The 12,254-nt window shown below is 68.9% G+C and carries 9 protein-coding genes and 2 pseudogenes; 7 read left to right on the top strand and 4 right to left on the bottom strand.

The window, feature by feature from the left end; translation table 11 throughout:
* From ACTWQA_RS57480 to ACTWQA_RS57465, 4 genes are all read left to right on the top strand, one after another.
* A partial coding sequence (locus ACTWQA_RS57480; RefSeq protein WP_443167226.1) for a WD40 repeat domain-containing protein occupies positions 1-2,228 on the top strand: 2,228 nt, incomplete at its 5' end.
* Between the two features lie 300 nt (positions 2,229-2,528).
* Positions 2,529-4,001, top strand: coding sequence for an ABC transporter ATP-binding protein (locus tag ACTWQA_RS57475; RefSeq protein WP_443167225.1), 1,473 nt, complete (start codon positions 2,529-2,531; stop codon positions 3,999-4,001).
* 146 nt (positions 4,002-4,147) lie between these two features.
* Positions 4,148-4,966 (top strand): alpha/beta fold hydrolase, encoded by an 819-nt coding sequence (locus ACTWQA_RS57470; RefSeq protein ID WP_443167224.1) that lies wholly within the window; start codon positions 4,148-4,150, stop codon positions 4,964-4,966.
* 23 nt (positions 4,967-4,989) lie between these two features.
* Positions 4,990-5,874 carry a helix-turn-helix domain-containing protein gene (locus ACTWQA_RS57465; protein ID WP_443167223.1) on the top strand — a complete coding sequence of 295 codons (885 nt, stop codon included), beginning with the start codon at positions 4,990-4,992 and terminating at the stop codon, positions 5,872-5,874.
* 435 nt (positions 5,875-6,309) lie between these two features.
* Here the strand turns inward: ACTWQA_RS57465 and ACTWQA_RS57460 are convergent.
* Positions 6,310-8,308 (bottom strand): annotated as a pseudogene (locus ACTWQA_RS57460) (transposase); the annotation flags it as partial.
* Positions 8,309-9,030: 722 nt separating this feature from the next.
* Between ACTWQA_RS57460 and ACTWQA_RS57455 the strand changes: the two are divergent.
* Positions 9,031-9,222, top strand: a complete 192-nt coding sequence (locus tag ACTWQA_RS57455) for a hypothetical protein (protein WP_443167227.1) — start codon at positions 9,031-9,033, stop codon at positions 9,220-9,222.
* 33 nt (positions 9,223-9,255) lie between these two features.
* Here ACTWQA_RS57455 and ACTWQA_RS57450 read toward each other — a convergent pair.
* Positions 9,256-9,402 (bottom strand): annotated as a pseudogene (locus ACTWQA_RS57450) (DUF4158 domain-containing protein); the annotation flags it as partial.
* Positions 9,403-9,774: 372 nt separating this feature from the next.
* A complete protein-coding gene (locus ACTWQA_RS57445; protein WP_443167222.1) occupies positions 9,775-10,806 on the bottom strand; it encodes an aldo/keto reductase in 1,032 nt (343 codons plus the stop codon).
* A 107-nt stretch (positions 10,807-10,913) separates the two neighbouring features.
* Between ACTWQA_RS57445 and ACTWQA_RS57440 the strand changes: the two genes are divergently transcribed.
* Positions 10,914-11,528, top strand: coding sequence for a TetR/AcrR family transcriptional regulator (locus ACTWQA_RS57440; protein ID WP_443167221.1), 615 nt, complete (start codon positions 10,914-10,916; stop codon positions 11,526-11,528).
* Positions 11,529-11,640: 112 nt separating this feature from the next.
* On the top strand, positions 11,641-11,916 hold the full coding sequence (locus tag ACTWQA_RS57435; protein WP_443167220.1) for a hypothetical protein: 276 nt from the start codon (positions 11,641-11,643) through the stop codon (positions 11,914-11,916).
* Positions 11,917-11,948: 32 nt separating this feature from the next.
* On the opposite strand, the gene ACTWQA_RS57430 is transcribed toward ACTWQA_RS57435, so the two are convergent.
* Positions 11,949-12,149, bottom strand: coding sequence for a ferredoxin (locus ACTWQA_RS57430; protein ID WP_443167219.1), 201 nt, complete (start codon positions 12,147-12,149; stop codon positions 11,949-11,951).
* Positions 12,150-12,254: the final 105 nt, after the last annotated feature.

The raw sequence follows: 12,254 nt of genomic DNA, 5'->3' as shown, positions 1-12,254 counted from the left end.
TCGACGCCGCCTCCCGGCAGGCCCGCCGGCAGTCCAGGCGGCGCAACCTGGTCGCGGCCGCCCTGGCCGTGCTACTCGTGGCCACACTCGGCGGGCTGGGCACGGCCGAATACCTGCGCAGGGAGTCGAACCGCCAGCGCGACGACGCGCTGGCGAGGGAGCTCGCGCTGCGAGCCGCCGACCTGCGGCAGAGCGATCCTCAGGTCGCGAAGCTGCTGAGCGTGGCCGGCTGGCGGCTGAGCCCGGAGCTGCCCGAGACCCGCGGCGCGCTCTACGATTCGCTCTCTCAGACCACGACCTCCGTCTTCCACGACCCCGACTACACGGCCGCGACCGTGCTGAACCTCAGCCAGGACGGCCGCGTGCTCGTGTCCGTGGACGGCGGGACGGCCAGGATCTGGGACGTCACCGGCAAACGGCGGATCGGCGCGCTGTCCGGGGTGAGCGCGAACGTGGCCCAAGCCGCGCTCGCCCCCGACGGGCACACCCTGGCCCTCCTCGACGACAAGGAGGTACGGCTGTGGGACACGCGCACCGGAAGACCGCTCGGCGCCCCCATCGCCCGTCAAGGCAGGCAATCGAGCAGCGGCACACTGAGCTTCGACAGCTCCGGGCGCTACTTGGCCATCCCCTGGGGGGCGAAAGCCATACCCGAATTGTGGGACGTCGCCAAGCGCAAGCAGCTCACCGCCCCCTCGGGAGCCGCGCTCAACGCGATCAGCCGGGACGGCCGCTTCGGCTACGTGGTGAAGGGCCATGACGCGGAGTTGTGGGACCTGCGCCGGGGCAAGAAGACGCCGATCCCGTGGCTCGGGCGGGACAAAGGCACCATCAACCAGACCGCCTTCAGCGACGACGGCAAGATGATGGTGACCATAGAGCTTCTGAATTCGGACACGGAGACCAGGCTCCGTGTGCTCGAGCTGCCATCCGGAGAGGAAGTGATGGGCCAGAAGGGCGAGACAGGCCGAGAGGCCGGCTTCGTCTTCGGCGACGCTTTCATCGCCGACTGGGGCGGCTGGGACCGGCTGACGTTTCGGCGGCGCTCCACCTTTGAAACGGCGTACAGCCGGGTCATGCCCGCCTTCGCCAGCGGGCTCCGCTTCGACCTCCCCGACCGGGCCGTCCGCTATCTGGACGGATACGGCGCCGTCCACACCGAGGACGTCTCGATGGTGTTCGACCCGCCGATCAGCGGTGGCATCGAGGGCGGGAACGTACGGCTGGACCCCTCCACGCGCGTGCTGGCCGCGATCTGGGACAACGACCGGATGGAGGTCAGGGACACGGCGAGGGGCCGCTCTTTGATGAAACCGATCAGCTGGTCAGGCAGTGGCGGCAGTGCGACCGCCTTCAGTCCCGACGGACGCCGGCTCGCCCTGGCCGCCGGTGACACGGTCCACGTCGTGGATTTGACCGGGCATAAGGTGTCGGCCCGGCTCAAGCTGGAGGGCGACCGCAAGCAGGGCGCCCAGGCGCTGGCGTTCAGCCCGGACGGACGCACGCTGGCCGTGTCGCGCTACGGGGAGCACGATCGCGTCGAACTGTGGGACCTCGAACGCGGATTTCAACGAGCGGAGACCGGGACGGGCGCGAACGACCTCGCCTTCCGCCCCGACGGACGGCTGCTCGTGACCGGTAACCCGCTCCAGCTCATCGATCCGGCGAAGGGCGTCACCCGGCCTCCCGCGCCGGGCACCGGGCAGCTCGCCGGTGCCTTCGCCTTCAGCCCGGACGGCCGGCAGGTGGCATTCTCCGGGCCCACCGGCCGGCTCACCTTGTGGGACGGCGACATCAGGACCCGGATCGCCGAGTTCCCCGCGGTGCCGGGCAGCCAGGCCGCCATGCTGGCCTGGTCGCCTGATGGGCGCACGATCGCGACGTACGAGCAGGTCTCGCGCGTACGTCTCTGGGACGTGCCGAGCCGGCGACCGCTGGGCGTCGTCTTCGACGGAAACCAGGTGGCGAACGGCACCGGCAGCGGGTGGGTGGCATTCTCTGTGGACGGTACGAAACTCCACACCGCCGCCTCCGACGGCACCATCCGTGTGCACGACGTGGACGAGCGGCACGTGGCCGCGACAGTGTGCGCACGCGCGGGCCGTACACTCACCGCCGCTGAATGGTCACGCCACCTGCCCGGCGTCGAGCCTTTCACGCTGTGCCGATCCGCAGAATCGGCAGTCCGCGGGTCCATATCCAGTAGCGAACGCCGTGGTGGGCGTTGAGCGAGAGCCACCAGCGGCGCAAGCGCTGTCGAACAGGTTCGGAGGGGGTGGGGACGTCGAATCCAGAAGGGTGGACTGGGCCACGATGTGACCTGCGAGTCTAGACGACGCGCAGTACTCGGTAAATGGCGCACTGGAGGTCTCGCGCCATGTGCGGGATAAAGGGCCGTTATCGCGTGCATCGCCCCGTCCAGCCGCGCCGACGTGCGGATCCACCCCGACGGCGGTCGCGCGACTCCCGCACGTTATCCGGCGCATCGACACCTCAGGGCATCTCGATCAACGCCAGACTTGTCCGGCATGCGGGTCGGGACCACCATGTTGCGCGGCATGTATCACCGGCTCGGCCAGCATCTGGCCCGCCTCCCCCTCGGCTGGTACAACGCCGCTCGCATTGGCGAGGTGTCCGTCCTGGCCGGCCGCGGCCTCCTGCAAGCCATGGGTGTGGCCGCGCATCTGCTGGCACCGTTCATCTCCGCCCTGGTCACGCCCCTGACCATCGTGGCCGTGATGACCGCCTTCGACTGGCGGATGGGGCTGGCCGCGTTGCTCGCCGCACCCGTCGTGGCGGCGATCCAGGCCTGGACGGCACGCGCGACGGCCGCCGCCGACGCCGAGCGTCACGAACGCGACCAGGAGGCCAGCAGGCGCGTCATCGAATTCCTCCAGGCTCAGCCGGTGCTGCGGGCCGGCGGCCGGACCGGCGAACGCTTCCAGCTGCTCGACGACTCGCTGCTGGATGCCCAGCGCGCCTCCCGCCGTACCGTGCTGGCGACGCTGCCCAGCGCCGTGGGGCTGACGCTCACCGTGCAGACGATCTTCACCGGGCTACTGGTCCTGGGCGCCTACCTCGCGCTCGGCGGGAACATCGGCGCGGCGGAGATCCTGGCGATCCTGGTGCTGGCCGCCCGCTGCGCCGACCCGCTGCTGTCGCTGTCGGACATCGGCGGCAAACTCCGCGGCGCGCGTTCGGAGCTGGCCAGACTCGAGACGGTGCTACGCACCGAGCCGCTGCGGGAACCCCGCGAGCCGACGCACCACGGCCTCGAGCTCGACGCCGTCGCCTTCCGGCACGGCGTGCACACGGTGTTCGACGAGGTGTCGCTCACCGTCCCTGAGGGACAGCGGCTCGCGGTCGTCGGGCCGTCCGGCGCGGGCAAGAGCACGCTGCTGCAGCTGTTGGCGCGCTTCTACGACGTGGACGCCGGCGCGGTGCGCGTGGGAGGCGTGGACGTGCGCGCGATCAGCACCGAGGCGTTGATGGCGCGGATCGCCATCGTCTTCCAGGATGTCTATCTCTTCGACGGCACGATCGAGGAGAACGTGCGCCTGGGCCGTCCCGACGCAGGCGTTGCCGAGGTGCGGGCGGCGGCGACTGCGGCGCGGTTGGACGAGGTGATCGAGCGACTGCCCGGCGGATGGGCGGCGAACGTCGGCGAGGGCGGCGCGCTGCTGTCAGGGGGTGAGCGCCAGCGTGTCTCGATCGCGCGGGCGCTGCTGAAGAACGCGCCCATCGTGCTGCTGGACGAGGTGACCTCGGCGCTGGACCCGGTCAACGAGGCGGCCGTCCACGAGGGCATCCAGCGCCTGATGGCGGGCCGGACGGTGGTGATGGTGGCGCATCGGATGCGGACCGTCCAACGCGCCGACCGCATCGTCTTTCTGGACGGCGGTCGGATCGTGGAGGAAGGCAGCCACGACGAACTGCTCGACCACGGTGGCCACTACGCCGACTTCTGGAACATCTCCATGGCTCCCGCTGCGCGGAAATGAGCCGGAGTATCGGGCGATCCGCTAGGCCCGTTTTCCGGCCTTGGGGGACATCGGTACAACCGTTGATGGTGGCAGGCCGTCGGTCTTCAACTCTGCGGGAACATTTGTCCAAGATTGATAGTCGACCGCCCGTGCATAGTCTCCGCATGAGTGAGTACGACATTGAGCACTCGCATGGGATGCACGTGGTCCATGACGGCCCGCGGCAGGCGCCCCCGTTGTTGCTCATCCACGGATCGGGGGCCTCGGGCGGCTTCTGGAGCCCGGTGGTCCCGGCACTGGCCGGCCACCATCACGTCATCCGGGTCGACCTGCCGGGCTGCGGCCAGTCCCCGCCCGCGCCGTCGTATGACGTGCCTGCGCAGGCGGGCCAGGTGGCGGCGCTGCTGGACGACCTCGGCCTTCGTCACGTCGCCGTGGTCGGGCACTCCAGCGGCGGCTACGTCGCCACCGCGCTTGCCGAACAACGTCCCGACCTCGTGGGTTCGCTTGCACTGATCAGTAGCGGCCCAAGTGTGGATGCGCTCCTTCGGCAGCCGTTCATCCTTCGGCTCCTGTTGGCCCCGCCTTTGGGCCCGCTCCTGTGGCCGAGGCGTTCGGATGCGATGATCCGCAAGGGGATCAGCGCGATGGCTGCTCGCCCGGTGGACCTCCCGGACGACGTGGTCGCCGACGTACGGGGCATCACCTACCGCGTGATGAGGACGGTGCTGCGCCGGAACACCGCCTACATCGCCGAACGGAGCGTGCCCGAGCGTCTGGCCGCCCTCCAGGTCCCCGTTCAGGTGATCTTCGGCTCTGCCGACCCCCGTTGGGAGCCGTCGTCGGCGCACCAGTACGACGCGGTGCCGAACGCACGGGTCGAGCTGCTGCCCGGCGTCGGGCACCTCCCCATGGTGGAAGCGCCCGAGACGACCAGCAAACTGCTGCTGCGCTTCACGGCAACGGCCGCCGACAACCCGTGACCCCTGATGCCTAGACTGGCCATGTGTTGCCGACCGGGACGCCACCTGACCGGGCGTGGGTGGACGTCGCAGTCCCACGCCCGTCGGTTCGGCTGCCGGGGGTCAGCATGGCCGGGTTCCGCCATCGTGCCCCGGCCTTGGTGGACATCGCCATGGTCGCGTACCCGTCCGTCACCCTGCTCGTCGATCTGAGCGAGGGAGAAGGCGTCGTCTACGAAACCCATGGCCGGCACGAGCACGGCAGTGTCGTCGTCGGGCTCCTCCCCGGCGATCTCCGGGCGGCTGGCTGGGGAGCCGGCCAGTGCCTCCAGATCCGGCTGGAGCCGGTCGCGGCGGCTGCGTTGTTCGGCGCATCGACCGAGCTCAGCGGGACGGTGGTAGCCCTTGAGGAGGTCTGGGGCCGCGACGCCGAGCGAGCCGAGGACAGGCTGCGCGCCGCCGCGTCGTGGGACGAACGGTTCACGATCGCGGTGGACATCCTCGGCCGACGGCTGGGCGCCCACCCACCGGTCGATCCGCAGGTCGCCTACGCCTGGCGGCGGACGCTCACCAGCCGGGGGCGGGTGCGGGTCGACGGCCTGGCGGACGAGGTCGGCTGGAGCCGCAAGCGCCTGTGGTCCCGCTTCCGGTCCCAGCTCGGCATTACACCCAAACGCGCCGCCCGGCTGGTGCGCTTCGACCACGCCGCCCACCTACTCGCGGCGGGTCACGCCGCCGCCCGCGTTGCCGCCGAGAGCGGCTACGTCGACCAGTCCCACCTCCACCGCGAGGTCACGACGTTTGCCGGGCTCACGCCCACGGCCCTGGCAGTCGCGCCGTGGCTCGCGATCGACGACGTTGCGTGGCCGGCTTCATCGCCAACCCAGCGCCCTGCGAAGCGTGGCGAACGCATCCCCGACCTTCCCTGAACAGCTTGCCTACACGATGCGGCTGCCACGCGCTGCACAGATTGAGAAACCCGCCGCGTCAGGGCAGTTTCGTCAAAGCCCCCGCGGAAGGTTCGCTGGTCGTGGCCGCATCTCGAGAACTTCCGGCTGAGCCAGCCCGATCGTGAGCTGCCAAGCCGTGGCCAGGCCGACATCGACGCCTGGCGCCTACCTGGGGTGTCACCGGAAGACGAAACGGGCCGCGGGCTGATCACCGGTCGTTAGGATCTGGTGGTTCGCGCTGGTTGGTAACGGTTTCCGGGGGTTCGGGCGGCGTCGATCGATCGGACGGCCTATCCGAGGTTCGCGAGGGCGGTGTCTGCTCGGGAGTTGGCGGAGGTGTTCACCCCATCGCTGGCTGAGGTGGAGTGGGCGGAGCGCTCGCTCCCCGCCGGTCGCACGCTCGGCCAGCCCCTTTCAGGCAGCCTCAGCCAGAGTGGTGAAGTCGATCTCGGGCAGGTCGGGGTCGAAGTCGTCGGGGCGCAGCCGCAGCACGTCGGTGGCGTACAGGCCGAACCGGCCGATATGCGCGGTCAGGTAGGGCGACAACTGCGCCACGTCCTCGGCGCTGATTTCCCAGCCCTCGGCCAGCAGCCGGCGCATCACCTCCATCATGTCCAGCGCCGTGTGGAAGATCACGCAATTAGCCAGCAAAGAGTTAAATTTGATCATCTTCTCCTGCTCGGCCGGGTCGTTGTCGGCGATGACGCCGTCGTTGCCGAAGCGCAGCCGGGCGGAGAACCCGTTGAACCCCTCAACCTTGTTGGTGACCGCGGTGATGCGCCTGCGCAGCGCGGGGTCGGCCAGGAAGCGCAGCAGCGCGACGGTGCGCACGCTGCGGCCGACCTCCCGGAAGGCCTTGTAGATCTCGTTCTTGCGCGAGTGGGAGCCGAGCCAGGCGTAGCAGGGTGACGGAGTTGAGCCTGCCCTCGCGGATGGAGATCGCCACCCGCATGAGGTCGGGCCACATCTTCTCTACGAGCTCCCAATCGATCACATTACGGGCGCCGCTCTCGGCGCGGAACAAGGAGTCGATGTGGTGGTAGGCGACCTGGTCGGCGTGCTGGAAGAAGGTCAGGCCCTTCCAGTTGCGGATGCGCGGCATCAGATCGAACCCGAACAAATGCGCCAGCGTGAAGACAGGGAACGACTGGCCTTGCGTGTCGGCGTGCACCGTCTTGGGCTGGACCTCGGAGGCGTTGGCCAGCAGCCCGTCGATGATCTAGATCACCTCCCACGCCCCGCAGGGCACAAATCGGGAGAACAGGGCAATATAGTTATCCAATACGTAATGGTAGGCAATACCATCAAACCCCCCATATCGGATCGACGTCTCGGCGAGCAGATTGTCGATGTAGGTGTCGACCTGCGTGCTGTCGGTGCCCACGCTGCTGTCATCCCCCCAGGCCTTCACCACGTCCAGCTGCGCGAAGGCGTTGACCACATCGGTGATCGCCTTGTTCAGCTTGGCCAGGCTGATGTGCCGGTTCTTGGCCAGCGAGATCTCGTGCGCGGTGATCCCCTCGATGTGCCGGGCAGCCTCGGCCGGGCCCATGTTCGACCCGCACGCGAACGTGGTCAGCACGTAGCGGTCCTGCGGCTTCTTCAGCTTCGGATCGTGGCCGGAGGCGGGCCCGAAATCCCGGTGCCAGCCCAGCCAGTAGGCGGTGCGCGAGACGATCTCGATCAGCGTGCGCTCGGGCATCCGCGCCTTGATCTCCGCCCCCAGCTTGGCCGCCGCCGCGGTGGTGCCGAGCCCGGCCGGCCGCTTGAGCGTCGGGGTGCCGTCCTTGGCGAAGGTCAGGTCCTCGTTGCCGGCGTAGCCGGCGTCCAGGCGCTCGGCGGCCTGGCGGTGGCGCGCCTTCAGCTCGGCCACGAACTCAGCCGCGCTTCCCGGCAGGCCCGCCTCGGCGCAGTAGGCCGCCAGCAGGGGCCGGCACTGGTCGAAGCTCAGCAGGTGGCCGCTCCAGTCGCCGTACTCCGCCGCCCCGGCCACCGCGATGTCCCCGGTGCGTAACTCCTCGGCCAGGCAGGCGAACATCATCGCCTCGAAATGCCGTTTGACCAGCATGCCCGGATGCTTGCGATCCCGGATCGCGCGCAGCCAGTTGGCCGAGGCGAACCCCAGATCCAGTAGGCGGCCATCGGTGCCGCGAGCGGGGATGAAGTCGCAGGTCTTGCCCCAGTAGGTCAAAGCGTGCTCCAGAGCCTCCAGCACGCTGTGCTCGGCCGAGGTCGCCTTGAACCGCAACACGGCGGTCAGGGCGAGCATGGTGGACCGATCGGCCTTGAAGAACTGCTGGATGAGCAGCTCGTGGTTGTCGTGCTGGTAGGCGGTGACCGCCTCGATGTCGGCCGGCTGCGCGCTCGCGCAGCCGGCCCGCTCCACCACCTGGCGGACCGACCCCATCCCCGCGGCCTGCATCCGCACCGCCTTGACCAGCACCTCGACCGCGCTCTCCAGACCGGCCCGCTGATCTGGCTCCCCGGTTCCCCCGACCGCCTCGATGCTGGCCTCGGTGTCTGCGTCCCCCGCTGGGCCGGTCAGTGCGGCCAGGGCCATCATCACCATTTGCGCGGCCGCGGCCTCGGCCGCCTCGACCGGGCCCGCCCGGCACCAGGCCCTGCAGCACACCCCGGTAGGTGAGGATCAAGCTCTCCACCACCTGCCGCTGCCGCAGGTGGATCTCCTCCAGTTTGGCCTTGGCCTTCTTGTTCGTGGCCGCCATCCGCTTGCACAACATCTCGGCGAGATCGTCACGCGCCCGCGCCTGGGCGGTGTGCACCAGGCACACCAGCAGCGCGACCCGCTTGGCGTCGACGGTGTAGGTCCGGGCCAGCACGTCGGCGTCGGCCGCATCGGCCTCCCCGGCAAAATCGGCGATCTTCGAGGCGGCGATGCCTTCCAGCACCGCCTCGGTATCGCACAATCCCTCCACCCACGCCAGGTGGGCGGCCTGCTCCTTGAACTTCGACCAGCTCGCCCGCCGCGCTGGCTTCTTCAACCGGTCCAGATCACTCTTGCCACCCGGCCCGACCACCAGCAACGCCTCGATCCGAGCACGGTCGTGCGCGCTCAGCCGCCGCCAGATCGTCTGGAAGATCTGCCCGTTGACCTGACCGCGGATCGTCGACTCCATGGCATCCAGCGTCGAGAACGCCGGCAGCTCCAACCGCGCCTGCGCCAGCCGCTCCAACGCCACGTTGATCAGATCCGGCGGATGGTTCTTCACCCACGCCGCCCGGGTCATCGCCTTGGCCGCGATCTTGCAAGCCTTGCCCGGCGCGTACGCCACCCCCCTCCCGGCGCCGTACCAGCACCCGATGTGACTCCGCCGTACGCGGCAAGGCATACACCGGGGCCACGTCCTCGCCCACCTCCAGGCACCGTCGTACGTGCTCCACCACCACGGGCGGCACTTCACGGGCCTTGACGAAACGGCCCAGCCGCTGAAAACACTTCAGCGCGAGCGTCAGCGCCAGCAGGTGCTCATCGGTGTCGGTCTTCATCCCGCGACCACGCCATCTCCTCCTGCAAGGGGGAGTAGAAGAGATACAGCTCGCGGGTCATCATCAAACGCGGGAACACCCGATAGGCGGTCCGCTCGACCGACGTCACCGCACGCGCCTCCCGGCTCAACCCGCCAACGGACGGAACAAACCGTAGCGAGACGAACACGCGCGCAACAGACGAAGAAGATCACAGCTTCATCAACCCACCCGCTCAAACCTTCAAGATCATCTCAATGTGGCTTTTGGGCTTATGTGGGCTGACCCCCGAAGGCCGAAGCGGGGGACGAGTCGAGTGATCTTTCCTCGGGACGGGACGCACGGCGGGCCCTGCGGATGCTCCCGTCGTGCTGGAGCAGTGAGGGGATGCGGTCAGGCGGCGGCTCGTTCACCGACGGGGCGGCGGCGGAGGGCCGGGCGCTGGAGAGACGGGGGACGGTAGGCGGACTGGTCGGGCGTGCCGACATCGGTGCCGGGCGGAACGATCTCGTCGATCTGGTCGAGGATCTCGTCGGAAAGCGTGACGTCGACGCCGGCGAGCAGGTCGTCGAGTTGCTCCATCGTGCGCGGCCCGATGATCGCGCTGGTCACGCCGGGATGAGCGATCGCGAACGCCATCGCGAGGTGCGTCATCGGCAAGCCCGCCCTTTCGGCGAGCGGAATGATCTGTTCGACGGCATCGAGCCGACGCTCGTCACTGAAGCTCGTCAAGAGTGTGGCGCGGCGGAGGTCGGTCTGCTGACCCTTGCGGATACGGCCGGTGAGCATTCCCTTCGCGAGCGGGCTCCATACCAGCGTGCCCATTCCGTAGCGTTGGGCGACGGGCAGCGCTTCGGTTTCGATGCCGCGGTTGAGGATCGAGTAGGTCGGTTGCTCGGTGCGGAACCGTTCGAGGCCACGCCGCTCGGCCACCCACTGGGCTTCGACGATGTCGGAGGCGGGCATCGTGGACGACCCGATCACCCGGACCTTACCGCTGTGGATCAGGTCCGAGAGCGCGGACAGCGTCTCCTCGATATCGGTGTCGGGGTCGGGCCGGTGGATCTGGTAGAGGTCGATGTGGTCGGTCTGCAGGCGACGCAGCGAGTTCTCGACCGCGGTCATGATCCAGCGTCTTGAGTTGCCTCGCTGATTGGGGTCGTCTCCCATCGGGAGATGCAGCTTGGTGGCGAGGACGACGTTGTCGCGACGTCCCTTGAGCGCCTTTCCCACGATCTCTTCGGACTCGCCGCGCGAGTACGCGTCGGCGGTGTCGACGAAGTTGATCCCCGCGTCCAGCGCTTTGTGGATGATGCGGATCGCGTCGTCGTGGTCGGAGTTGCCGGGAGCGGCTCCGAACATCATCGCGCCGAGCGCGTAGGGGCTGACTTTGATGCCGGTCCGGCCGAGGGTGCGGTACTGCACGGTTCTCCTTGTGTGTGGGCATGCTGGTCCCGCTAGACTGAAAGCGGAACACCGTTCAGTCAAAGAATACGGAACAGCGTTCCGTATTGCAAGGGGAATCCCACACCATGACCCATCAGCCGCCCGGAGAACCGCCCGCCCGCCGCGTGCGACCCGACGTGCAGCGCAACCTGGACGCCCTGCTGACCGCGGCCGCCGAGGTGTTCGAGTCAGAGGGCGTGGACGCCCCCGTGCGACGGATCACCGCCAAGGCCGGGGTGGGGGCGGGCACCTTCTATCGCCATTTCCCACACCGTTCGGACCTCATCACCGCCGTTTTCCGCCGCGACGTCGACGCTTGCGCCGAGGCCGCGCCGGCCTTCTCACAGCAGTACGAGCCGGTCGAAGCCCTCACCCGGTGGCTGCAGTGCTTCGCGGCGTTCGTCGCGGCCAAGCGTGGCCTCAAGACCGCCCTGCACTCCGGCGACCCCGCCTACGAAAGCCTGCCCGAATACTTCCACCAGCGCTTCGTCCCTGTCCTGGCAAAGCTGCTGGACGCAGCCGCCGCATCCGGCGACATCCGCTCTGATCTCGCCCCGCACGATCTGCTGCGGGCCATGAACGACATCGTCGCACCAGACGATGACGGCTACACCCAGCGCATGATCGCCCTGCTCGTCGACGGCCTCCGATACCGGCCAGCCGGGGCCAACCCCCTCACGGCAGGTGAGGCGCACGCATGATCGGCACGGACGACGGCATGCCGCTTCGGGAGTTCCAGACGTCACCCGTCCGGCGCTCAACGCCACCGGCTTCGGCCACGCAATCCGACGCCGGAGCTGGCATCGTCGAATCATGGTCGCCGCGAGGACTTCCAGAACCCCGCTGTTTCTGATCTCGGGTGCCGTCGCGCTCGCCGTGGCCGGATGGTGGCAGTACGAGGCGGCGCTGCCCTCGTTTCCGGTCGTCGGGGAGCCGGGCACGCGACCACGTGCCGGCGCTGATCGAGCACGGCGCGCAGGTCGCAGGTCAGGCCGCTCCACCAGGACGTCCAGGAGGGAGCGCACGCACACGAAGCCGGTGTCCAGCGAGTGCGGCGTGCGCGATCAGGTCGACGAGGCGGTGGCCTAGCGGCTGCGCGCCGGGGAGCCCGTGCAGGCGGCTCAGGCTTGCTCGGTCACCTCGATGGCGGCGCCGGGGCAGACGGCGGCGGCCTCGCGGACCAAGGGGTGCTGGTCAGCGCCGGGCTCGGGCTCGAGCAGGATGACGATGCCGTCGTCCTCGCGCTGGTCGAACACCTCCGGCGCGATCAGCACGCACTGGCCGGCGCCGCAGCATTTGCCCTCGTCGACGATGACTTTCATGATGATTCCCTCCGGGTGTCGATCAGGCGGTCACCAACGGACCGGCACGGTGCGCAGGCCGCCGACGGCCAGCCCCTCGACGCGTTCCAGGTCCTCCACGGGCAC

It is taken from the genome of Nonomuraea sp. 10N515B, assembly GCF_052245915.1.
Classification (GTDB): Bacteria; Actinomycetota; Actinomycetes; order Streptosporangiales; family Streptosporangiaceae; genus Nonomuraea.
This window is presented reverse-complemented; position numbering and strand designations above follow the sequence as displayed.

Bases quoted from the DNA above. Each gene is read 5' to 3' on its own strand.
- ACTWQA_RS57475 (WP_443167225.1), top strand. From the start codon at position 2,529: ATGCGGGTCGGGACCACCATGTTGCGCGGCATGTATCACCGGCTCGGC.
- ACTWQA_RS57470 (WP_443167224.1), top strand. From the start codon at position 4,148: ATGAGTGAGTACGACATTGAGCACTCGCATGGGATGCACGTGGTCCAT.
- ACTWQA_RS57455 (WP_443167227.1), top strand. From the start codon at position 9,031: ATGGCATCCAGCGTCGAGAACGCCGGCAGCTCCAACCGCGCCTGCGCC.
- ACTWQA_RS57440 (WP_443167221.1), top strand. From the start codon at position 10,914: ATGACCCATCAGCCGCCCGGAGAACCGCCCGCCCGCCGCGTGCGACCC.
- ACTWQA_RS57435 (WP_443167220.1), top strand. From the start codon at position 11,641: ATGGTCGCCGCGAGGACTTCCAGAACCCCGCTGTTTCTGATCTCGGGT.
- ACTWQA_RS57430 (WP_443167219.1), bottom strand. From the start codon at position 12,149: ATGAAAGTCATCGTCGACGAGGGCAAATGCTGCGGCGCCGGCCAGTGC.